The sequence below is a fragment of the Dermacoccus sp. NHGro5 genome (assembly GCF_017565385.1).
GTDB classification, from domain to species: Bacteria; Actinomycetota; Actinomycetes; order Actinomycetales; family Dermatophilaceae; genus Dermacoccus; species Dermacoccus nishinomiyaensis.
Genome location: NZ_JAGEKQ010000014.1, coordinates 55762 through 77776 on the forward strand (window position 1 = coordinate 55762; position 22015 = coordinate 77776).

A 22015-nucleotide genomic window follows, 5' to 3' on the forward strand; every position below is an offset into this window, starting at 1 on the left:
TGAGCCGCAGCGTGCATCGTGCGAGCAGCCGGGCGCCGGGGCGCAGGACGCGTACGGGCGTCAGGAACGACGGTCGGCGACGACGAACGCGAGGCCGCCGAGCAGCGTGCCGAGGGCAGCGAACAGGACGACGAGATAACCGGTCGATGACGACGCCGTGTAGTTGCCGCCGTCACCGCCGTCGAGGGAGACGAAGAGGCCCGCGAGGGCTCCGATGACGGCGCCTGTCAGCAGGAACGGCATGACGCGGGGCGCACGACGCACGCGAGCGAGGGGCACGCCGTCGCGGTTCATGGCCGGACGTTCGTCGGCGCGCGCCTCGTCATGTGCCGGGCGTGGGGCCTCGGACGCCGGGCGGGCGTCGTCACGGGTGTCGTGGCGGCTCTCGTCGCGCTCGGCGGTTTCGGTGCGGGGTTCAGGCGTGCTCACCCCACCACGGTAGCAACGCCCGCGGGCGCATCACGACGCGGTAAATCCCGGCCCGGCGCAAGTGACTCGGCGGTAGGGTGGCCACAGAAATGTGTGCTCGTACGACTGATGGGACGCGACCGTGAAGTGGTTCATCCTCGAAAACGTCATCCTGCTATTGGCTCTGATCGCCTACCTGCTCATGCGCGACCCGAAGAAGGGCGCGCCGAAGCGCCCGGGTTCGGTCGGCATCCACGGGGTGAACGGCAAGAACAAGATCGGCCGTGACGACTCCGTCGACGAGAGCGTCGAGACGCCTGACGCGAAGGCCGCGGCCACCTCCGAACTCGAGGAGAAGCCTGCGAAGGGTGCCGCAAAGACGGCCGACGAGGTGAAGACCGGCGCACCGAAGAACGAGACGGCCGAGCAGCAGCCGGCCGCCCAGAACGCGCCCGCGAAGGCGGAGGCTCCCGCGCCGAAGAACGCGCCGTCCAACGGCCAGAAGGCTGCCGCGGCCGGTGCTGCGGCGTCTGCCGGTGGCGCTGCGTCGGCAGCGGCCGACGACTGGGATGCCGCCCCGGCTCCTGCTCCTGAGACGCCCGCCGCGCCCGCCGCATCGAGTGGTGACGACTGGGATGCCCCCGCTCCGGCTCTCGACGCGACCGCTGCCCCGGCCGCGCCGGCTCAGGCTGCGCCCGCCGCGCCCGCCGCATCTGGCGGCGACGACTGGGACGCCCCCGCCCCCGCTCTGGACGACTCCGCCCCTGCCGCCGCTGCGCCTGCCGCGTCCGGTGGTGACGACTGGGACGCCCCGCCGCCCGCACTCGACGACTCGGCTCCGGCCGCCCAGCCGCAGCAGACCCCCGAAGCCACACAGGCACCGCAAGCCGCACCCGCCACCTCCGGCGGAGACGACTGGGACGCCCCGCCGCCCGCACTCGACGACTCGGCTCCGGCCGCCCAGCCGCAGCAGACACCCGAAGCCACCCAGGCACCGCAAGCCGCACCCGCCGCCTCCGGTGGCGACGACTGGGACGCTGCTCCCCCGGCGCTCGACGACTCAGCTCCCGCCCCCGCTGCACAGCCGCAGGCACCTGCCCCGGCAAGCGATTCGGCCCAGGCCGAGACCCCCGCGCCGGCCCAGGACACGGCGACGAGCCAGCCTGCCGCGGCCCCGGCACCCGTACCGGCGTCGTCGGGTGGCGATGACTGGGGAACGGAGCCGCTGCCGCTCGACCAGCTCGACTCGCTCGCCCCGGCAGCGCCCGCAGCGACGGACGAGAAGGCTGCCCCTGCGGCCGCATCCACCGCTGCTGACTCGACCCCGAGCACCCCGGCTGTTCCCGAAGCTGAGGGCGAGAAGGCCGCTGCCGAAGCAGCATCCACCCCGGCGGCGGACTCGACGTCGACTCAGGGCGCATCGACGAGCACGAACGACACGACGACTGACGCCGCCACCCGCCCGTCCGAACAGGCCGCTGACACCACCGACCACGGCACGTCCGGTGCTGCGGTTGCGGCCGGTGTCGCGGGAGGGGCGGCCGCCGCTGCCGCGATGGCGTCGGGCCGCTCGTCGGATGACACGGCGACCGACGCGTCGGACCGTTCCGCGGAAGCCGACTCGACCGCGACGCAGACGCAGTCCAAGCACGCGGGCTCGGGAGCGCCGGACGCCGCCGCGTCGGCACCCGCCACGACCCCTGCTGCGCCGAAGCCCTCGGGCGGCGACGACTGGGGCACCGAGCCGCTGCCGTTGGACCAGCTTGACCAGTTCGCTCCGGCGACGACCGACGCGGCCGCAGCGCCTGCGGAGTCGGCCGGTGTCGGTGTGAGCGAGCCCGTCGCCGACCCGTCCACGTCGACGACCGGCGCTGCGTCGAACGCCGCCACGACGACGGTGGCACAGCCGTCGGCGTCCGAGGATGCCGCGAGCGCCTCGCAGACGGCGGTCGAGGCCGACGGACGCACCGACGACGCCGCTCAGCCACTGCAGGACTTCACGTCCGACGAGCTGGCTCACGACACGGCTTCATCGAGCGAGTCGGGGCAGTCGCCGCAGGGCGCCGGTTCGCCGTTGCAGGCTGCTCCCACGGCGGCTGAGGTCTCGGCTGCCGAGGTGGCTGACGGTCCGTTCGGTCCTGGCTCGGCCGAGCCGAACGAGGATGGTTCGGCGCCGTCGCCGGCGTACACGATCAAGGGCAACGCGGACACGATGCTGTTCCACACGCCCGACAGCCCGAGCTACGAGCAGACCGAGGCCGAGGTGTGGTTCACGAGCGTGGACGCCGCCAAGGCCGCGATGTTCCGCCACTGGGACCCCGCCCAGCGCTGATCGACTCGGCTCCTGACGATGGCCGCTCACCTCGAAGGTGGGCGGCCATCGCCGTCCTCGGCCGCCTGACCGAGCCCTTCGGCACCCTGCGCACATCGCGCGGGTCCGCACACGCTCCCCTGACCGCAAGATGGCGAGTAACTCACACGTCGGCAGGTAACTGCCCGCCGACCTGTGAGTTACCCGCCATCCTCCAGGCTCCGTTTGCCTCGCGGGCGGGGCGGGACCGCGGCCGGCGCTGCTGGCTGGCCCGGCACCGTTGCGAGTCCCGTCAGGCTGGGACGAGCGGCAGTTGGGCCGAGACGTCGGCGCGCTGCCCCGACGTGCGCAGGCGCCCCTCGGCGCGGGCGGCGTCCCACGTCAGGCGGCCGGTGGCGAGTTCGAGCCAGGTGACGGCGTCGGTCTCGATGACGTTCGGGGGCGTGCCGCGCGTGTGGACCGGGCCCTCGATGCACTGGACGGCGCCGAACGGCGGCACGCGCACCTCGACGGTGCGGCCGGGCACCTGGATACCGAGCTCTTCGAGCGTGTAGCGCACGGCGAGGGCGGTGGTGGGTCGTGCCGTGTCAGCGGGGTTCGCGGCCCAGTCGAGGACGGCGGCGCGACCCGCTTCTGGCGCGATGCGGCGACGAGGTGGCATGCGCCCCATCCTAGGGGCGTCCCCCTTCCGCGATTCTCGTTCCCATCGGCGAACCACGGACACGTCGGCGATTCCTGTCCACCTTCGCGATTCCTGTCCCCATCGGCGATCTTCGTCCACATTCGCACCGCCTACATTGGTCGCATGGCTCGCCGACGCATCCCCACGACTGCCCCTGAGACCGCCGCCGGCGACCCCTTCGAGTTCATCACCGACGAGCGCGGCGGCGTCACCGTCATGCGCGACGGGCACCCACAGTCGCACGTCCACCCGGACGATCCGACGCTGCTGGAGTTCGAGTACGTCCAGCACTTCGCGCTCGTGCTCGACGCGCTGACGCCGCCCGCGCCGTCCCTGCTCGGCGTCACGCACGTCGGCGGCGCAGGGCTGACGCTGGCACGCTACGTCGAGGCGACCCGCCCGGGTTCGCCGCAGATCGTCCTCGAGCCCGACGTCCGCCTCACCGACGCCGTCCGTCGCGAACTGCCGCTGCCCCGCACGCATCGCATCCGGGTACGGCCGGCTGACGGCGCCTCGGGCGTCGCAGCTCTCAAGGACGACTCGGCCGACGTCATCGTCCTCGACGCATTCGCCGACGGACGCGTGCCGGCCGAGCTCGTCAGCCCGACGTTCGCGGCCGACGTCGCGCGTGTGCTCAAGCCGGGTGGCGTGTTCATCGCCAATCTCGCCGACGAGCCAGGGTTCGCGTGGACCTCACGCGCCGCCGCGACGTTCACCGCCGTGCTGCCACACGCCGTCATCGTCGGGGCGCACGAGGTGCTCAAGGGCAAGCGCTTCGGCAACGTCGTGCTGACCGCGTCGGCCGATGCCAGCGCCCTCGACCTCGACGCCGTCACCCGCGCCGCCGCTCGTGCGCCCCTGCCGACGGGCGTCCGGCGCGCCGCCGAGCTGGCACGGATGTTGCGGGCGGCCGCCCCTTTCACCGACAACGACGCGGCACGCTCCCCCGTCCCGCCGCAGCTCGGTGCGTGGCGAGTGCGCTGACGCTGCGAGCGTGACACGATCGGCTGCACCGCCACGACGAAGGAGAACGATGCCCGAGGGCCACGTCACGCACCGCATCGCGGGGATGATGAACGACAACTTCGCTGGGCGAATCATCAAATCGTCCTCTCCCCAGGGCCGATTCGCCGAAAGCTCAGCGCGCATCGACGGCCGTGCCTTCGATCACGCCGAGGCCTACGGCAAGCACATGCTCGTCGCGTTCGAAGGGCTCGACGAGCGCGTCAACATCCACCTCGGTCTGCTCGGAAAGTTCTTCTGGACGTACGGTGTCGAGCCCGGCGAGGCGCCGATCACCGGCGCCATCCGGTGGCGTCTCGGAGCATCGTCCGACGACGGTGATGCGCGCGGCAGTGTGGTCATGGATCTGCGTGGCCCCAACGTCTGCGCGCTCAAGACGCCGGACGAGGTGGCGGCGATCGTCGGCAAGCTCGGGCCCGACCCGTTGCGCGTGGACGCCGACCCTGACGTCGCGTGGGTGCGGATCCGCCACACGTCGACGCCGATCGCTGCGCTGCTCATGGACCAGAAGGTGTTCAACGGCGTCGGCAACATCTACCGAGCCGAGGTGCTCTTCCGCCACGGCCTCGACCCGAAGATGCCGGGGAAGTTCTTGCGCCGCACCGAGTTCGACGCGATCTGGGCGGACCTCGTCGCGCTCATGCCGCTCGGGGTACGCGACGGCCGCATCGACACCGTCCGCGACGAACACTCGCCCGAGACCATGGGGCGTGATCCGCGCGTCGACAAGCACGGCGGCGAGGTCTACGTCTATCGACGCGCGGGGCAACCGTGCCTCGTCTGCGGCACGCCCGTGGCACACGAGGAGTTCGCGGGCCGCAACCTGTTCTGGTGCCCGCGCTGCCAGCCGCGTCACCGCCGTCGCACGCCCAACCCGTGAGGGCCGCAATCCCGCATGGCAGAGTTTCGGACCCCGACTCGCCGGTTGAGAGCCGCAATCTGGCATGGCAGAGTTTCAGCCCCAATCCGAGCAGCCGAGCCGAGATGGGGCACACGCCTGGACCCGCACCTCGTGAACACGTCGAGAGGCCCATTCCTGGTTCCAGGAATGGGCCTCTCGAACGAGCGCGCACCAACCGTCAGCGATGCGCAGGCCGTCAGCCGAAGATCTTTCGCAGCGGCACCTGGTGCGTCTCGGAGAGCTCGGCGACCGGGATCGAGAACAGGTCGCCGACGGCGAGCGCGCCGCCACCCGTCTCGCCGATCTTCGCTGCGGCTACACCGGCCTTCGACGCGAGCGCCTCGAACGCCTCGACGTGCTCCGGTGCCACCGCGACGAGGGCGCGACCGGCCGACTCGGAGAACAGCGACACGAACGCGTTGTCGGTGAACGACACCGACGCACCGACACCATGACGCATGACGCCTTCAGCCAACGCGACCGCGAGACCGCCGGACGACAGGTCGTGAGCCGCGGCGAGCAGGCCGTCACGGGCACCGTCGATGAGCACCGACGCGAGCGCCTTCTCGTTCTCGAGGTGCACCATCGGCGGCAGGCCCCCGAGGTGGCTGTGCACGACGCCGGCCCATTCGGAGCCGTCGAGCTCGTCCCGCGTCTCGCCGAGCACGTAGAGCGCGAGGCCCGCATCCTTCCACGCCGACGGCGTGCGCTTGCTGACGTCGTCGAGCACGCCGAGGACGGCGACGACGGGCGTCGGGTGGATCGCGACGTCACCCGTCTGGTTGTAGAACGACACGTTGCCGCCCGTCACGGGAGTGCCGAACGCGCGGCACGCCTCGATGATGCCGTCGACGGCCTGGCTGAACTGCCACATGACGCCCGCGTCCTCGGGCGAGCCGAAGTTGAGGCAGTCGGAGACGGCGAGCGGCGTCGCGCCGGCGGCCGCGACGTTGCGGTACGCCTCCGCGACGGCGTGCTGCGCGCCGATGAACGGGTCGAGCTTCGCGAAACGGCCGTTGCAGTCCGTCGAGAGCGCGACGCCGAGCCCGGTGCCCTCGTCGACGCGCACGACGCCGGCGTCGTCAGGCATGGCGAGCGCCGTGTTGCCCATGACGTAGCGGTCGTACTGGTCGGTGATCCACGACTTGTCGGCGATGTTCGGCGAACCCAGCACCTGCAGCAGCTGCGCGCGCAGCTCGTGGCCCGACGCCGGTCGGCGCAGCAGCGACGACACGTCGTCCTGCATCGCGTCGAGGTACTCGGGTCGCGCGAGCGGGCGCTCGTAGACCGGCCCGTCGTGCGCGACGGAGCGCGGCGGCACGTCGACGACGACGTCGCCATGCCAGGTGATGACGAGGTTCTCACCGTCGGTGACCTCGCCGAGGACGACGGCCTCGACGTCCCACTTCTCGGCGATCGCCATGAACGCGTCGAGCTTGTCCGGCGCGACGACGGCCATCATGCGCTCCTGCGACTCGGACATGAGGATCTCCTCGGCCCGCAGCGAGCTGTCGCGCAGCGGGACGCGGTCGAGTTCGATGTGCATGCCGCCGTCACCGGCGGAGGCGAGTTCGGATGTCGCGCAGGACAATCCGGCGCCCCCGAGATCCTGGATGCCCTCGACGACGCCCGCGGCGTACAGGTCGAGGCAGCACTCGATGAGCACCTTCTCGGCGAAGGGGTCGCCGACCTGGACGGCGGGTCGCTTCGTGGGCCCTTCGGAGTCGAACGTCTCGGAGGCGAGCACGGAGACACCGCCGATGCCGTCGCCACCCGTCTTGGCGCCGAACAGCACGACCTTGTTGCCCTGGCCTGCGGCCTTGGCGAGGTGCAGATCCTCGTGGCGCAGCTTGCCGACGCACAGCGCGTTGACGAGCGGGTTGCCCTGATAGCAGTCGTCGAACACGACCTCGCCACCGATGTTCGGCAGGCCGAGGCAGTTGCCGTAGCCGCCGATGCCGGCGACGACGCCGGGCAGGACGCGCGCGGTGTCGGGGTGGTCGAGCGCGCCGAAGCGCAGCGGATCCATGACGGCGATCGGGCGCGCACCCATCGCCATGATGTCGCGCACGATGCCGCCGACGCCGGTCGCGGCGCCCTGGTAGGGCTCGATGTAGCTCGGGTGGTTGTGGCTCTCGACCTTGAAGGTGACGGCCCAGCCCTGACCGATGTCGATGACGCCGGCGTTCTCGCCGATGCCGGCGAGCTGCTTGCCGCGCGGCGTCTCGCTCGGCAGGTCGCCGAAGCGGCGCAGGTGCGTCTTCGACGACTTGTACGAGCAGTGCTCGCTCCACATGACGGAGTACATCGCGAGTTCGGCGCTCGTCGGGCGACGCCCGAGGATCTCGCGGATGCGCGCGTACTCGTCGTCCCTGAGGCCGAGTTCGGCCCACGGCTGCTCGACGTCGGGCGTCGCCTCGGCCTTGCTCACCGTGTCGAGACCGTCCGTCTTCGGCGCGGCGATGATCTGGCTTTCGGCGCTGAAGCCCTCTTCGGCAGCGGCGAGCTGGCCCGGCTCCGGGCTCGTGTTCATCTCAGTCATCAGTGCTGTCTCCTCAGACGCTCGCGAGCGCCGTGATGGCGGACGTGAAGAAGGCGAGCCCGTCGGTCGAGGGGCCGAAGCCCTCCTCGACGCAGTGCTCGGGGTGCGGCATGAGGCCGACGACGTTGCCGCGTTCGTTCGTGACGCCGGCGATGTCGCGGTACGAGCCGTTCGGGTTGCCCTGCAGGTAGCGGAAGACGACCTGGCCCTCGCCCTCGAGGCGGTCGAGCGTCGCGTCATCTGCGACGAAGCAGCCCTCCCCGTTCTTCAGCGCGATGGTGATCTCCTGATCGGCCGTGAAAGCGTTCGTCCACGCGGTGGAGGTGTTCTCGACACGCAGCACCTGGTCCTTGCACAGGAACTTCTGGTGGTCGTTGCGGATGAGCGCGCCGGGCAACAGATGCGATTCGCACAGGATCTGGAAGCCGTTGCAGATGCCGAGCACGGGCATGCCGCCCTGCGCCGCAGGGATCAGCTCGTCCATGACAGGCGCGAACCGCGCGATGGCGCCGCAGCGCAGGTAGTCGCCGTAGCTGAAACCGCCAGGCACGACGACGGCGTCGACGCCCTTGAGGTCGGCGTCACCGTGCCACAGGTCGACGGGGTCTCCCCCGGCGAGGCGGACGGCGCGCTTCGCGTCGTGATCGTCGAGCGAACCGGGGAAGGTGATGACGCCGATCTTCACTGCTCGTCCTTCAGGTCGTGCACGCTGATGACGTCCTCGATCACGGGGTTGCTCAGCAGCTTGTCGGCCGCCTCACGCGCCGCGGCGAGGTGCGCGTCCGTCACATCACCGTCGACGGTGAGGACGAAACGCTTGCCCTGACGCACGTCGGTGAACTGCTCGAAACCGAGGCGCGGCAGCGCACCGGCGACGGCCTGACCCTGCGGGTCGAGGATCTCGGACTTCAGCATGACGTCGACGACGACGTGGCCCATGGGTTCTCCCTGTGAGAGGCGGTGTGTCCAGCACCCTGAGTCTAGGCGGCGCCACCGACAACGCCCCATTCCCGCTCACGTCGTGCGCAGCGGCAGGTGGATCCAGCCCTCTTGACGGGCCGCGTCACGGTGCGCACACGTGGGCGATGCGATCGGCCGAGACACTGAGCGGCCTGACGGCCGGCCGCGCCGGATCAGCGCTCGAGCCGTGGCGCTTCGTCACCTCGATGACGTCGAGATCCGTCGCCCGATAGACCAAGCGCTGGCGTTCGTCCGGCGTCGCGTAGGACGCTTCCCGCACCTCGGACCCTCCCGGTTCCCCACTACCCTGATCACCCACGAGTTCGACGAACTCCTGCGGCCAGCCGAACGGGCAGTCGACGCCGATCTTGGCGTCACTGCGATCGAGCAGGCTGATGAGCATCGCGTCTTCGACGCACTCACGACCCTCGCCCCATACGTCGACGATCGTCGCGCGGTCCCCCTCCCAAGCCAACTCCACCGCAGCGGTGTTGACCGGGGCGGCAGCCAGATCGACACCGATACTGATGCCGTGGGCCGGTCGCTGAACCTCGGGCTCACCCGCCGCCCTGCGACCCGTCACACGAACGTGCGGCCCGTCAGTGCTTCGTAGGCCTCGATGTACTTGGCGCGCGTGGCGGCGACGATGTCGTCGGGCAACGCCGGCGGCTGCTCGCCCGACGACTTGTCCCAACCAGAGGCCGGGGACGTCAGCCAGTCGCGCACGAACTGCTTGTCGTACGAATCCTGTGCGCGCCCCGGCTGCCACGACGCGGCCGGCCAGAAGCGCGACGAGTCGGGCGTCAGCAGCTCGTCGGCGAGCACGAGCGTGCCGTCGGCGCGCACGCCGAACTCGACCTTCGTGTCGGCGATGAGGATGCCCCGCTCGGCGGCGATCTCGTTGCCACGCGCGAGGATTCGCACGGTGAGGTCACGGATCTCATCCGCGCGCTCCCGCCCGACGAGCACGACGGCCTCGTCGAACGTCATCGGCTCGTCGTGATCCCCGATCTCGGCCTTCGATGTCGGCGTGAAGATCGGCGTCTCGAGCTTCGAGGCATCGACCAAGCCGTCCGGCAGAGCCACCCCACACACCGCCCCCGTCTCGCGGTACTCGGCGAGCCCGCCACCCGTCAGGTACGCGCGGGCGATGGCCTCGAGCGGCACCATGTCGAGCCGTTCGACGAGCACCGCACGGCCTGCGACGGCGTCGGGCACGTCCGTCGAGACGACGTGGTTGGGCACGAGGTGTGCCATCTGCTCGAACCACCACAGCGACAGCTGCGTCAGCACCTTGCCCTTGTCGGGGATCGGTGTCGAGAGGATGAAGTCGAACGCCGAGATGCGGTCGCTCGCGACGAGCAGCACCTGGTCGTCGCGGGCCTTGCCGTCCGCGTCGAGCGGCGCGTACAGGTCGCGCACCTTGCCGGAGTAGACGTGCGCGTACCCAGGAAGTTCGAGTGTCTCGCTCATGCCTGCTCTCCTTCGACGGTGATCTCACCCTCGAGTGCCTTGAGTGCGATGTCGGTGCGGTGATGACTGCCGGGCAACGTGATGCGCTCGACGCCCGCGTACGCCACCTCACGGGCGGCGGCGAGATCCGTACCCCGTCCGACGACCGACAGCACGCGCCCACCGGACGAGACGATTCCGCCGTCGCTGCCGAGCTTCGTCCCCGCATGCAGGACGTACGCACCGTCACCCGCCGCGGTGCCGTCGCCGTTCACCTCGTCGAGGCCGTCGATGCGCGCACCCGTCACCGGCTTTGCGGGGTAACCCTCGCTCGCGACGACGACGGTGACGGCGGCGTCATCGCTCCATTCGAGCGGCCCGAAGTCAGCGAGCTCACCCCGTGCGGCAGCGCGCAGCAGACGGCCGAGCGGCGTCCGCAGACGCGCGAGGACGGCCTGCGTCTCCGGGTCGCCGAAGCGCGCGTTGAACTCGACGACCTTCGGGCCCTTCGACGTCAGCGCCAGCCCGACGTACAGCACACCCGCGAACGGCGTGCCGCGGCGCGACATCTCGTCGATCGTCGGCTGCGCGACTCGCTTCACGACATCGTCGACGAGCCCCGCCGGCGCCCAGTCGAGCGGCGAGTACGCGCCCATGCCACCGGTGTTCGGGCCCGCATCGTCATCATGGGCGCGCTTGAAATCCTGCGCCGGCTCGAGCGGAACGACCGTCGCACCGTCGCTGATGCAGAACAGCGACACCTCGGGGCCGTCGAGAAATTCTTCGATGACGAGGCTCGACCCGGCGTCGAGACAGGCCCGGGCGTGCGCGAGCGCCTCGTGGCGGTCGTTCGTCACGACAACACCCTTGCCGGCCGCGAGCCCGTCGTCCTTGACGACGTACGGGGCTCCGGTCGCATCGAGGGCCGCGGCGACCTGCGTCATGTTCGTGCACGCGTGCGCGCCGGCGGTCGGGACGCCGGCGGCCGCCATGACGTCCTTCGCGAACGCTTTCGACCCCTCGAGTCGGGCGGCTTCGGCGGACGGGCCGAACGTGTCGATTCCGGCTGCGCGCACCGCGTCCGCCACCCCGGCGACGAGCGGCGCCTCGGGCCCGATGACGACGAGGTCGGCCCCGATCTCGTGCGCGAGTTCGGCAACGGCGTCACCGTCGAGGATGTCGACGTCACGCACCTGGGCGTCGGCGGCCATGCCTGGATTTCCGGGGGCGGCGACGATGACGTCGACCTGCGGATCCGCTGCGAGCCCCTTGACGATGGCGTGCTCGCGCGCGCCCGTTCCGACGACCAAAGCCTTCATGGCTGCAACCCTACCGGCGAGGAGGCGGCGCGCGCGGCCCCGGGAACCCAGGGGGAGGAAATGCTCCCGGGGCGGCGCGCACCTGGCGCGAAGTGGGTCGAACCATCGGGGGGAGGTGGTGACACGCTCCTTCGCGCACCGGACGGGCCGGCACGACCCACTATGGCACGACCACGGGCACCCGTTCGCTCACGGTTTGGCAGAATTGCGTCATTGGCGAACATTCGCCAAGAGCGTCACTTCTCCTCCCTCGTCGACAGGCGGCCGTCATGCCCCATGAGTCATCCACCGATGTACCTTCCGGGGCACCCGGCACACCCGCCGACGCTCTCGGCGCGCCTGCCGACACCCCCGGCACGATCGGCGGCGGCACGCCCGCCGACGCGATCGCCGACCTCGCCGCCATGATGCCCGAGGGCGCTGCGACGACGAACGCGCTCGCCGATCTCATCGGCGAGGACCGTCCGACAGAGCTCTACCTCCACCTGCTCATGCACGGCGCGTGCGACGAGGACGATCTCGCCGCAGCCGGATTCGCCGTTGACGCTACCGCCGTCGCCCTGCGCATCCTCACCGCGCGTGCCATGGTCGAGCGGGATTCGTCGGGGTGGCGGGTCACGCCTCCGGAGCAGGCGCTGCCCACCCTCGCGGGGCAGCTCGAGTCACGCGCGACGAGTATCCGCGCCGCGTTGCCGGGCCTCGTCGCCGCCCACCGCAACGCCGCGAAGGTCACGGGCGCGAACCGACTGTTCGAGGGCACCGACGTGCTCGACGGCGAGCGCGAGGTCGCGTTCGCGTTCGCCCAGTGCGTCGCGAACGCTCGTCATGAGGTGCGTGCCATGCGCACGCGATCCATCGCGACGCGCTCGCCCATCCTCGACGCGCTGCCCGGTTCACGCGACGGGCGCGTCGGCGCCTCGCAACGTCTCGTGACGGTCGACACCGTCATCGACTCGAGCCTGGTCGCCGACTTCGACGCCGACGACTTCGCCTCGCTGCAACCCACGCCGAACGTCCGCGTCACCCTTGCGACGGGCGTTCCGTTCACCGCCGCCGTCAACGACGACGGGATGGCGGTCATCGAGACCGTCAGCGGTGGCGGTGTGGCGGGGCTCGTCGTGCACGACGCCGGACTCGTCGCGGCGGTGTCGTCGACGATCGACCTCATGCTGCGCCTCGCCGCTCCCCTCGCCGCGACCTATCCGCGTGCGTCGACGCAGTCCATCGCGCGCCAGCGCACGGACGGTGTGCAGGCTGCCACGACGGATGCGTTGAGCGACCAGGAGCGCCTCATCCTGACGCTGCTCGCAGCAGGAGTGCCCGACGCCACCGTGGCGCGTCGCGTCGGCGTCAGCCAGCGCACGTTCGATCGGCGCGTCCGCAGCGTCATGGATCGCCTCAACGCCCAGACACGGTTTCAGGCCGGGGTGCTGGCCGCCCGACGCGGCTGGTTGTGAGCCCTGTCGCGACACGAACCCCCGACGCGCCGAACGGGCCGACGAACGCTTTAAGGTAGAGGGTCATCCGCGCGCGGCGCGGTGAGCCAGCACGGCGAGGGGAAGCACTGCGTGAGCACGGTTGAGGGACGTCCGGCCGGCCAGGTCGACGAACTGCCCGACGAGGTCACCCGCGAGATCGCGATCGAACAGGCGCACGTCGAGCGCGTCTACGCCGAACTGGCGAAGGCCGGCGAGCGCGTCGGCATCGTCGAATCCGAAGGGCTCGCGCGCGGGCGCGCGAGCCGTTCCGGCGACATGCGCGACGAGGAGAAGGCCGGCCTGTTCGAGCGCGACGCGCTCATGTTCTCCGCCGGCAAGCGACGCGCGACACTCGAGCAGCAGTTCGAGGGCCTCGTCTTCGGGCGCCTCGACCTCGACCACGCGATGACGGCGGGTGCGGGCGCGACCGACGCGACGGGCACCGAGGCGGCCGGCGGGTTCGTCTCCACCGGCTCGGGTGACGACCTCGAGGTGCGATACATCGGTCGCCTGGGCGTGCGTGACGACGAGTACGAACCACTCGTCATCGACTGGCGCGCGCCGGCGGCATCACCGTTCTACCGCGCGACGCCCGTCGCCCCGGAGAAGGTCGTGCGCCGCCGCGTGCTGCGCTGCCGTGACGCTCGCGTCCTCGGCGTCGAGGACGACCTCATGACGGTGGAGGCGCCGGAGGGCATGACGGTCGTCGGTGACGGCGCGCTCATGGCCGCCCTGACGCGCTCGCGCGGGGCGCGGATGCGCGACATCGTGGCGACGATCCAGCGCCACCAGGACGAGGCGATCCGCGCCGACGCGCGCGGCGTCACCCTCATCACGGGTGGGCCGGGCACGGGCAAGACCGTCGTCGCGCTGCACCGCGCGGCCTACCTGCTCTACTCGGATCGGCGCCGATTCGAGTCGGGCGGCATCCTCGTCGTCGGCCCGTCGGCCGCCTACACCGCTTACATCGAGCGCGTCCTGCCGTCGCTCGGCGAGGATTCGGTGGCGCTGCGCGCGCTCGGCGACCTCGTCGGCGGGCTGACGGCGACGCGCCTCGACGCGCCGGCTCCGGCCGCCGTCAAGGGTGGGCTGCGCATCCGAAAGGTGCTCTCGCGCGCCGCGAAGGACGTCGCGCCCGACGCGGCGACGAGCCTGCGCACGATGGTCGCGGGCCTCGCCGTCCACCTCGATGAGCGCGAGCTGCGCCGCATCCGCGCGAGCCTGCTCAGCCACCACCAGCACAACAAGCTCGCCGGCAACCCCGCCGACGTCGTCGAGGCCCTCGCGGCCGCGGCGTGGCTGCAGGTGCGCGAGCACACCAACCTCGAGCGCACCGAGTTCGTCGACCGCTTCGAGGATTCGCGCGACGTCGAGGCGTTCGTCGCCGACTGGTGGCGCCCGATCGACCCGCGTCACGTGCTGCTGTGGCTCGGTGACGCCGACCGGCTCGCGCGCTATGCACGCGGCGTGCTGAGCATTGGTGAGCAGGCGGAACTCGTCGCGTCGATCGCCGTCGCGGTCGAGCGCGGCGAGTGGTCCGTGGCCGACGTTGCGCTCGTCGACGACCTGCTCGCCCGCCTCGCCGAGGTGCCCGAAGCCGCCCGCGAGGAGCGTGGTTTCTACGAGATCGAGGAGTTCGACAACCTCACCGACTACGGCGTCCACGAGGTCGAGGTGACCGGATCGCGCCGTCAGGGCGGCGAGGTCGGCTTCGAGGTGACGCCCGCCGACGCCCGCGAGCGCCTGCTCGCCGGGCGCCTCACGCGCGCCGAGGAATACAGTCACGTCCTCGTCGACGAGGCGCAGGACCTGTCGCCGATGCAGTGGCGCGCCGTCGGTCGGCGCGGAAAGTTCGCGTCGTGGACCGTCGTCGGCGACCTCGCGCAGGCGTCGTGGCCCGACCTCGACGAAGCCGCCGAGGCACGCGAGGAGGCCTTCGGGACGAAGAAGCGTCAGAGCTTCCACATGACGACGAACTACCGCAACGCGCGCGAGATCTTCGACTTCGCGGCCGGCCTCATCCGACGCTACGTGCCCGACGCCGACATCCCCGAAGCCGTGCGCGAGACCGGCATTCACCCCGTCTCGATCGACGTGAGCCGCGACGACGTCAGCGCCCGCGCCCGCGAAGCCGTCACCGACCTGCTCGAGCAGGTCGACGGCAGCGTCGCCGTCATCGCGCCCGCGGCGTGGCGGCAGGCGCTGGCTGAGCTCGACGGCGCAGCGGGCCGCGTCGTCGTCATCGACCCGATGTCGACGAAGGGCCTCGAGTACGACGCGACGCTCGTCGTCGACCCTGATGAGATCACCGCCGAGTCACCTGGCGGCGCGCGCGTTCTCTATGTTGTGCTGACGCGTGCGGCGCACCGCATGACGGTGCTCGACGTGCGCTGACGCGAGACACGAGTGACGACGGAGCGAGGACGACATGACCCACACCCCTGACGCCGCGCTGCCGGCGAGCGACGGCCCCGACGGCGGCGCGAGCCCGACCGCGGGCGACGGCGGTCTGCACGGCTCCGTCGCGGGCACGTCCGACGCGGTGCTCGGCGCGTACCGACGCAGCATCGACAACATCGACGCGGCGATCATCCACATGCTCGCCGAACGCTTCCGCATCACGCAGGCCGTCGGCGAGTACAAGGCGACGCACGAGCTGCCGCCCGCCGACCCGTCGCGCGAGGAGCGTCAGGTCGCCCGCTTGCGCGGCCTCGCCGCCGAATCGGGCCTCGACCCCGAGTTCAGCGAGAAGTTCCTCCGATTCGTCATCGACGAGGTCATCCACCACCACCTGCAGGCCGCGTCCGACGCGCCCTGACGTCGTTGGTTCGCGTGTGCGTCAGCCGAACAACGCCACCGTCTGACGACTGATGGCGACGAGGGCGCCGCTCGCGGGGTCGTAGATGCGCGCCCCCGAGTGGGCGTAGCCGTCGTGGGCGGCGTCCGTCGTGACGTCGTACCACCACGTCGTCGCCGGGTCGGACGAGACGGGCGCGGTGAACTCGAGCGTCCACGTCATCGTCGACATCGGGGCCGGCGAGTGCAGCATCTGCCCCGCTGCCGGCGGCCACGCGTCGATGAGCGTGACGAGGTGCGCGACACCGAAGTCGTCCGTCAGCTCGCGGAATCGCATGTAGCCGGTGAGGTCGCCGTCAGTAGCTGCGGAGAACGGCAGCACCCCGCTGGCCGGGCGCAGGTCGACGCCTGCGATGAACTCGGGCGTGAACGGCTCGATGTACGGAATGACCTCGAGCATCTCGAACGCCGGGCGCGTGCCTGCGTCGAGGGTCGGATCGAGCGCCACCTTCGAGTCGCGTTGCGCACCGAACGTCAGCAGGGCGATGGCGCGGACGGTGCTCTCGCCGGAATCGTCCGGCTGCACGAGGCGCGCCTCGGCCTGCGTCGCCGACTTGCCCTGCCGCAGCACCTCGACGCGCACCTCGGCCGGGCCGGCGGAGGCCGGTGCGACGAAGTTGACGGTGAGCGAACGCAGCGACGTCGGATCCGCGGCCAGCTCACCGAGCACGCGGGCGACGAGGACGCCTGCGACGACACCACCGAACGTCGCCCGACCCTGCCCCCAGCCCGCCGGAATCGTGACGGCGCCCTGCCGCGCGGCGGCGGCGAGCAGGACGTCGATGTCGTGCCGGTCCTGTTCGCCCGGCGTGTTCGAGGTGGTGGTGTCGCTCATGACGCCATCGTAGGAGTCGATCGGCCTTGTGTGGGCTGAGTCATACCGGCGAGTAATCCAGGGGGTGGCGGGGCGTGGCCGGGCCCTTCCCACCCACGGCGCGCGCCTGCATCGGCCGGCGTCGAGCAGGGTGGCCACCAGGCCGACGTGGTGCGCTGCGTTCAGGTCAGTCGTTCGCCATGCGCCACCCTGCGGCGATGGCCTCGGCCGCGGAGCAGAACATGCGCTCCCCCTTGCTCGGCGTGATGACGGTCTTGTCGTACGTCGCCGAACCGGGCGCGTGCGCGATCTTGGCGCCCTTCGAGTTGATGTTGCCCTTGATCGTGCACGCTCCGTCGGTCGAGCCGGCACCGGCCGGCGACGATGAGGCGGCTGGCACCGCCGGCGCGACGGGCGTCGATGGTGCCGGCGCAGCTGACGTCGACGCAGCAGCGCTCGAGCCGGCGTCATCCTGGTGAAAACCATTGCACGGCGGGCCCCACGTGCCGCGGTGGGCGTTCTTCGCCTGGTTCTGTGCCGCGAGATATTCGAGGCGATGCTCGTACGGCCCGTCGTAGGTCTCCTCACGCCCGTAGCCGCCCTCGATCTGCCCGAGCGCGACGTTCGTCGTCCCGCCGACGAAGACGTGACGCAGCAGGCGGCCGTACTTGTCGCGATCGCCCTGCGACGAGTCCGCCGCGAGCTGCACCTGCTTGCTCTGCACGAGCGACTGCATGTGACTGCTCGCCTCCTTGCCGAAGCACTGCACGGGCGTGTTCGGCTTGCGCGTCTCGGGGGTGTCGAGGCCGATGATGCGGATCTTCTCGCGCTTTGCGTCGATACGGACGGCGATGGTGTCGCCGTCTATGACGCTGACGACGTCGTACGCCGCTCCCGAACCCGTCCCGGCGCCCTGCCCGCGCGTGTCGCCGCCCTTCGCGGAGCTCGACGTGGCGTCGGACGCCGGTTTCGTCGATGTCGAGCCGCTGTCGGCAGGCGTGGGCCCTGACGCTGACGCGCGCGACGAGCCCGACGCCGAGGGCGCCGGCTGCGTGCCGTTCGACGAGGACGCCGTGGGCGACGCGCTCGTCGCCGAGTGCGATGCGTCCGACGAGGTGCCGCAGGCCGCGGTGCCCGCGAGGAGCGCAGCCGCGCCCAGGCTCGTCACGGCTCCGCGGATCGTCGTCATCGTCGTCACGCGCGTCAGCGTAGACGTCGGCACCGACAACGCGGCCCGATCGGGGCGGAGACGCCCGTCACTGCGGCGTTCGCTGACCCGATCACCGACCCCGCCCGGCTCGACGAATGTGGACGAGAATGGCCGATGTGGACGGGGGTCGGCCGTCAGGGGGTGACGAGTTCGCGCAGGCGCTGCGGGCCGACGGCGAGCAGCAGCGTCGGAAGACGCGGGCCGGTCTCCTTGTCGATGAGCAGTGTGTAGAGCAGCTTGAAGAACTCGCGCTGGCTCGCGCCGAGGGCTGCGGCCGTCTCGGGGTCGGCCTTGCGGTCGGGTCGGAAGTCGGCACCCTTGCCGATCTGCACCTTCGGCACACCGTAGACCTGCGTCGTCAGCCCGTCGAGCGACCACGCGTCCTCGATGCGCGGCAGCCCCTGCTCGCCCGGTACGTCGAGGCCGTCGAGCAGGATGCGCAGGGCGGTCTTCTGCTCGTCGCTGGCGGCTGCGAGGGCGTCGGCGTTCTTCGTCTCCCGCACGACCGTGCGTTCGTCGTCGGGCATGTAGCGCGCGACCCAGTTCTCGACGTTCGTCAGGCGCGGGCGCAGCGCGTCGAGGCTCGACGGGGGGTTGGACGGGTCGAGCGTGCCGACGATGCGCAGCGTCTGCGTCTCGTCACCCGTCGTGATGTCGCTGATGCTCGCGAGGGTGCGGTAGGCGACCGGGTACTCGGTCGCGGGCAGCACCTTCTCAGCCGTCGTCGACGCGCGCACGTAGGCGGCGACGTCGCCCGGCTGGCCCTTGTCGGCGGCGACCTTCGCGACGAGCGCGTCCCACTCGTCATACATGCGCTGCACGTCGGAGTCGAACGCGACGGTGAAGCTCTGGTTCGGCTTCTTGCGCGCGTAAAGCCAGCGCAGCAGGGCCGGTTCCATGATGCCGAGCGCGTCCTTCGGGGTCGGCACGCCACCCTTGCTCGAGCTCATCTTCGCCATGCCCTTGATGCCGACGAACGCGTACATCGGGCCGAGCGGGCGCTCCCACCCGAAGATCGGAGCGACGTCCTTGCCGACGACGAAGCTCGAACCGGGGCTCTGGTGATCGACGCCCGACGGCTCGAAGACGACCTTCTCGACCGACCAGCGCATCGGCCAGTCGATCTTCCACACGAGCTTGCCGTTGCGGTGCTCACGCAGGTCGACGGTCTCGGTGTGCCCGCAGCGGCACGTGTACGTGAGGTCGTGCGTGGCGTCGTCATAGGCGGTGACGGTGGTGAAGTCGGTGCCGCACGCCGAGCAGTACGGCTTGTACGGGTAGTAACCGGACTCGCTGCCGCCGTCGTCCTCGGCTGCCGCCCCGGAACCGGCCTCCGCCTCGGCGGCTGCCGCCTGCTCCTCCTCGGACAACACGGGCGCCTTCTTGCCGCCCTTGACAGGCTTGCCGCTGCCGGCGGCGTCGCCGTCAGGCTTCGGCAGGGTGCGGTAGCGCGCGAGGATGGCGTCGATTTCGTCGCGCTTGCTCATCGCGAAGAGGATCTGATCCGTGTAGGCGCCCGCGCCGTACTGTTCGCTCTGGCTGATGCCTCGGTAGACGACGCCGAGCGCGGCGAGGCCCTCCTCGAACTGGGCGCGGAAGTGCTCGGCCCAGCTGCTCGCCGAACTGCCCTTCGGCGCGGGCACGCGCGTCAGCGGCATGCCGATGTACTGCTCGTACGAGGCGTCGACGCCCTCGACGTTCGGCACCTTGCGGTAGCGGTCGAAGTCGTCCCAGCTGATGATGTGCTCACACTCGATGCCGCGGCGCCGGATCTCGTCGGCGACGAGGTGCGGCGTCATGACCTCGCGCAGGTTGCCCAGGTGCACCGGACCCGAGGGGCTGATGCCGGAGGCGACGACGACCTTCGTACCACGCTTCTCGGCTTCGGCGATCGTCTCGTCGGCAAGTCGCGAAACCCAGTCGGCGTCAGGAGGCAACACAGTCGTCATGGGTTCATTTTAGGCGCCCGGTCAGGGTGGTTCTGACGCGCCCGCAGGGGGCTCTTCGCGCTGACATCGGCAGGATGGCGGACGAGCTGGCCGTGAACCGAAACAGACGGCGCCTCGTCAGAGCTTCGCGAGCCACGTCTCGTGCGAACCGTCGAACGGTGCGGCGCCGTCACGCACCATCGCCATGACAGTGTCGGCAGCGTCACGCGCCGCCGTCACGAGTCGCGGCGGGTAGCTCATCTCGCGGGCGTGCCGCTCGAACTCGTCCTCGTCGTCGATGCCGAGGTCACCGTTCGTGCGCTTGACGACGTCGAGGTCGAGGTCGAGCGTGAACGCCTCACCCTGGTTGACGGTCGTCGGCGTCGTGATGTCGACGTAGACGTCGATGTCATGGTCCTTGCCGCCCGGAGCGGTGTTGAAGGTGGCCACCCACCAGGCGTCGTCGGGAACGAGGACGACGAAGTCGCCGTGCGCTGCGAACTCGAGCCCGGGTCGTGCCACACGGGTGCCACCCGTCACCCCGAGCCACAGCCCCTGTGCGTCACGGCCGAGCACGACGGCGTCGAACCCCCAGTGCTCGTCACCGTTGTACTTGCCGAACTGCAGTCGGATCGCTTCCCTCGCCACACACCCAGCCTACCGGCGGCCCGCCGGCGCCAGGACGCACACGAACGCGCCGCAGGGGTCGACTCGTCAGCGAGTCGGCCCCTGCGGCGAGAGATGGGAGAGTCAGTCGTTCAACAGATCGTGGCGGACGATGACCTCGTCACGACCCGGGCCGACGCCGATGACGCTGACGCGCGCGCCGATCTGCTTCTCGACGAACTCGATGTAGCGCTGCGCGTTCTCGGGCAGGTCCTCGAACGTGCGGCAACCGGTGATGTCGGCGTTCCAACCCGGCAGCATCTCGTAGATCGGCTTCGCGTGGTGGAAGTCGGTCTGGTTCTCCGGCATCTCCTCGACGCGCTCGCCGTCGATGTCGTACGCGACGCAGACGGGGATCTCGTCGAAGGAGTCGAGGTTGTCGAGCTTCGTGACGACGAAGTCGGTGACGCCGTTGACGCGTGTCGCATAGCGCCCGATGACGGTGTCGAGCCAGCCGATGCGGCGCGGGCGCCCCGTCGTCGTGCCGAACTCGCCGCCGATCTCGCGCAGGCGGTCGCCGACCTCGTCGTGCAGCTCCGTCGGGAACGGGCCCTCGCCGACGCGCGTCGTGAACGCCTTGAGGATGGCGATGACGCGGTCGATGCGCGTCGGCGGGATGCCCGCACCGGTGCAGGCGCCCGCCGAGATCGCGTTCGAACTCGTCACGTACGGGTAGGTGCCGTGGTCGACGTCGAGCAGCGTCGCCTGACCGGCCTCGCACAGCACGACCTCGTCGGCGTCGAGCGCCTTGCTCAGCAGCAGCGACGTGTCCTTCACCATCGGGCGCAGCCGCTCGACGTACTGCAGCAGATCCTCGACGACCTCGTCGACCTCGATCGCGCGACGGTTGTACGTCTTCACGAGCAGCTGGTTCTTCGTCTCGAGCGCCGCCTCGACCTTCTGTCGCAGGATCGACTCGTCGAATAGGTCCTGCACACGGATGCCGATGCGGTTCATCTTGTCGGCGTACGTCGGGCCGATGCCGCGCCCGGTCGTGCCGATCTTGCGGTTGCCGAGGAAGCGCTCGGAGACCTGGTCGATCACCTTGTTGTAGCGCGGGATGAGGTGCGCGTTCGAGGAGATGACGAGCTTGCTCGTGTCGAGACCACGCGCCTCGAGGGCGTCGATCTCCTCGAACAGCACGCCGAGGTCGACGACGACACCGTTCGCGATGACGGGCGTGACACCCGGCGTCAGGATGCCCGACGGCAGCAGGTGCAGCGCGTACTTCTCACCGTCGATGACGACTGTGTGCCCGGCGTTGTTGCCGCCGTTGAACTTCACGACGTGGTCGATTCGGCTTCCGAGAAGGTCGGTGGCCTTGCCCTTGCCTTCGTCGCCCCACTGGGCGCCGACGAGAACGATTGCCGGCATCGGTATCAACTGCCTTTGCGTAGCTGGTGGGCTGACGCCGCTCCCCCGCCACGCTCGACCCCCGGCGCGCGGCGGCCTCGAGCGACGAACC

At 70.6% G+C, this 22015-nt stretch carries 19 protein-coding genes; 6 read left to right on the plus strand and 13 right to left on the minus strand.

The features are described 5' to 3' along the window. Positions 1-60 precede the first annotated feature (60 nt). Positions 61-429 carry a hypothetical protein gene (locus J4Z35_RS07325; protein ID WP_144694216.1) on the minus strand — a complete coding sequence of 123 codons (369 nt, stop codon included), beginning with the start codon at positions 427-429 and terminating at the stop codon, positions 61-63. Between the two features lie 121 nt (positions 430-550). On the opposite strand from J4Z35_RS07325, the gene J4Z35_RS07330 reads away from it, so the two are divergent. Continuing rightward, the gene (locus J4Z35_RS07330) at positions 551-2740 is read left to right on the plus strand and encodes a hypothetical protein (RefSeq protein ID WP_144767667.1); all 2190 of its coding nucleotides are present in this window, start codon (positions 551-553) and stop codon (positions 2738-2740) included. A 271-nt stretch (positions 2741-3011) separates the two neighbouring features. Here the strand turns inward: J4Z35_RS07330 and J4Z35_RS07335 are convergent, their stop codons facing one another. Then, positions 3012-3380, minus strand: a complete 369-nt coding sequence (locus tag J4Z35_RS07335; RefSeq protein ID WP_115297148.1) for a sterol carrier family protein — start codon at positions 3378-3380, stop codon at positions 3012-3014. 144 nt (positions 3381-3524) lie between these two features. Here J4Z35_RS07335 and J4Z35_RS07340 point away from each other — a divergent pair, with 144 nt between their 5' ends. Beyond that, a complete protein-coding gene (locus tag J4Z35_RS07340) occupies positions 3525-4385 on the plus strand; it encodes a fused MFS/spermidine synthase (RefSeq protein WP_144694220.1) in 861 nt (286 codons plus the stop codon). A gap of 49 nt (positions 4386-4434) precedes the next feature. Next, the gene (locus tag J4Z35_RS07345; protein ID WP_115296987.1) at positions 4435-5304 is read left to right on the plus strand and encodes a zinc finger domain-containing protein; all 870 of its coding nucleotides are present in this window, start codon (positions 4435-4437) and stop codon (positions 5302-5304) included. Positions 5305-5521: 217 nt separating this feature from the next. Here the strand turns inward: J4Z35_RS07345 and purL are convergent, their stop codons facing one another. The 6 genes from purL to purD form a co-directional block, all read right to left on the minus strand. Continuing rightward, positions 5522-7867, minus strand: coding sequence for a phosphoribosylformylglycinamidine synthase subunit PurL (gene purL, locus J4Z35_RS07350; protein WP_222121138.1), 2346 nt, complete (start codon positions 7865-7867; stop codon positions 5522-5524). Positions 7868-7880: 13 nt separating this feature from the next. Further along, positions 7881-8552 (minus strand): phosphoribosylformylglycinamidine synthase subunit PurQ, encoded by a 672-nt coding sequence (purQ, locus tag J4Z35_RS07355; protein ID WP_006945326.1) that lies wholly within the window; start codon positions 8550-8552, stop codon positions 7881-7883. Beyond that, on the minus strand, positions 8549-8806 hold the full coding sequence (gene purS / locus J4Z35_RS07360; RefSeq protein ID WP_144694224.1) for a phosphoribosylformylglycinamidine synthase subunit PurS: 258 nt from the start codon (positions 8804-8806) through the stop codon (positions 8549-8551). The genes purQ and purS overlap by 4 nt, the downstream gene beginning before the upstream one ends. Before the next feature lie 124 nt (positions 8807-8930). Then, the gene (locus J4Z35_RS07365; RefSeq protein WP_062258302.1) at positions 8931-9410 is read right to left on the minus strand and encodes a DUF429 domain-containing protein; all 480 of its coding nucleotides are present in this window, start codon (positions 9408-9410) and stop codon (positions 8931-8933) included. After that, complete coding sequence (locus J4Z35_RS07370; protein WP_062258300.1) at positions 9407-10300, minus strand: phosphoribosylaminoimidazolesuccinocarboxamide synthase; 894 nt, start codon at positions 10298-10300, stop codon at positions 9407-9409. Before J4Z35_RS07370 ends, J4Z35_RS07365 begins: the two co-directional genes overlap by 4 nt. After that, positions 10297-11598 carry a phosphoribosylamine--glycine ligase gene (gene purD, locus J4Z35_RS07375; protein ID WP_144694228.1) on the minus strand — a complete coding sequence of 434 codons (1302 nt, stop codon included), beginning with the start codon at positions 11596-11598 and terminating at the stop codon, positions 10297-10299. Before purD ends, J4Z35_RS07370 begins: the two co-directional genes overlap by 4 nt. A 269-nt stretch (positions 11599-11867) precedes the next feature. Here purD and J4Z35_RS07380 point away from each other — a divergent pair, with 269 nt between their 5' ends. The 3 genes from J4Z35_RS07380 to J4Z35_RS14475 all read left to right on the plus strand — a co-directional run bounded on the left by J4Z35_RS07380 (position 11868) and on the right by J4Z35_RS14475 (position 15894). Next, positions 11868-13055: a LuxR C-terminal-related transcriptional regulator gene (locus J4Z35_RS07380; protein WP_144694230.1), complete on the plus strand. Its 1188-nt coding sequence runs from the start codon at positions 11868-11870 to the stop codon at positions 13053-13055. A gap of 111 nt (positions 13056-13166) precedes the next feature. After that, positions 13167-15470: an AAA family ATPase gene (locus tag J4Z35_RS07385; RefSeq protein WP_082740877.1), complete on the plus strand. Its 2304-nt coding sequence runs from the start codon at positions 13167-13169 to the stop codon at positions 15468-15470. Positions 15471-15504: 34 nt separating this feature from the next. After that, positions 15505-15894 (plus strand): chorismate mutase, encoded by a 390-nt coding sequence (locus J4Z35_RS14475; RefSeq protein ID WP_144694232.1) that lies wholly within the window; start codon positions 15505-15507, stop codon positions 15892-15894. Positions 15895-15915: 21 nt separating this feature from the next. On the opposite strand, the gene J4Z35_RS07395 is transcribed toward J4Z35_RS14475, so the two are convergent. From J4Z35_RS07395 to J4Z35_RS07415, 5 genes are all read right to left on the minus strand, one after another. Beyond that, positions 15916-16767 carry a thioesterase family protein gene (locus J4Z35_RS07395; protein ID WP_144694233.1) on the minus strand — a complete coding sequence of 284 codons (852 nt, stop codon included), beginning with the start codon at positions 16765-16767 and terminating at the stop codon, positions 15916-15918. A gap of 166 nt (positions 16768-16933) precedes the next feature. Then, positions 16934-17935 carry a thermonuclease family protein gene (locus tag J4Z35_RS07400; RefSeq protein WP_186318534.1) on the minus strand — a complete coding sequence of 334 codons (1002 nt, stop codon included), beginning with the start codon at positions 17933-17935 and terminating at the stop codon, positions 16934-16936. 155 nt (positions 17936-18090) lie between these two features. Next, a complete protein-coding gene (lysS, locus tag J4Z35_RS07405) occupies positions 18091-19905 on the minus strand; it encodes a lysine--tRNA ligase (RefSeq protein ID WP_144694234.1) in 1815 nt (604 codons plus the stop codon). 117 nt (positions 19906-20022) lie between these two features. Beyond that, on the minus strand, positions 20023-20532 hold the full coding sequence (locus tag J4Z35_RS07410) for a DUF402 domain-containing protein (protein ID WP_208065466.1): 510 nt from the start codon (positions 20530-20532) through the stop codon (positions 20023-20025). A 102-nt stretch (positions 20533-20634) separates the two neighbouring features. Continuing rightward, positions 20635-21924: an adenylosuccinate synthase gene (locus J4Z35_RS07415; RefSeq protein ID WP_208065467.1), complete on the minus strand. Its 1290-nt coding sequence runs from the start codon at positions 21922-21924 to the stop codon at positions 20635-20637. Positions 21925-22015 lie beyond the last annotated feature (91 nt).

Bases quoted from the DNA above. Each gene is read 5' to 3' on its own strand.
- J4Z35_RS07400 (WP_186318534.1), bottom strand. From the start codon at position 17,935: ATGACGACGATCCGCGGAGCCGTGACGAGCCTGGGCGCGGCTGCGCTC.
- J4Z35_RS07395 (WP_144694233.1), bottom strand. From the start codon at position 16,767: ATGAGCGACACCACCACCTCGAACACGCCGGGCGAACAGGACCGGCAC.
- J4Z35_RS07335 (WP_115297148.1), bottom strand. From the start codon at position 3,380: ATGCCACCTCGTCGCCGCATCGCGCCAGAAGCGGGTCGCGCCGCCGTC.
- lysS (WP_144694234.1), bottom strand. From the start codon at position 19,905: ATGACGACTGTGTTGCCTCCTGACGCCGACTGGGTTTCGCGACTTGCC.
- J4Z35_RS14475 (WP_144694232.1), top strand. From the start codon at position 15,505: ATGACCCACACCCCTGACGCCGCGCTGCCGGCGAGCGACGGCCCCGAC.
- J4Z35_RS07415 (WP_208065467.1), bottom strand. From the start codon at position 21,924: ATGCCGGCAATCGTTCTCGTCGGCGCCCAGTGGGGCGACGAAGGCAAG.
- J4Z35_RS07340 (WP_144694220.1), top strand. From the start codon at position 3,525: ATGGCTCGCCGACGCATCCCCACGACTGCCCCTGAGACCGCCGCCGGC.
- purD (WP_144694228.1), bottom strand. From the start codon at position 11,598: ATGAAGGCTTTGGTCGTCGGAACGGGCGCGCGCGAGCACGCCATCGTC.
- J4Z35_RS07380 (WP_144694230.1), top strand. From the start codon at position 11,868: ATGCCCCATGAGTCATCCACCGATGTACCTTCCGGGGCACCCGGCACA.
- J4Z35_RS07345 (WP_115296987.1), top strand. From the start codon at position 4,435: ATGCCCGAGGGCCACGTCACGCACCGCATCGCGGGGATGATGAACGAC.
- J4Z35_RS07370 (WP_062258300.1), bottom strand. From the start codon at position 10,300: ATGAGCGAGACACTCGAACTTCCTGGGTACGCGCACGTCTACTCCGGC.
- purS (WP_144694224.1), bottom strand. From the start codon at position 8,806: ATGGGCCACGTCGTCGTCGACGTCATGCTGAAGTCCGAGATCCTCGAC.
- purL (WP_222121138.1), bottom strand. From the start codon at position 7,867: ATGACTGAGATGAACACGAGCCCGGAGCCGGGCCAGCTCGCCGCTGCC.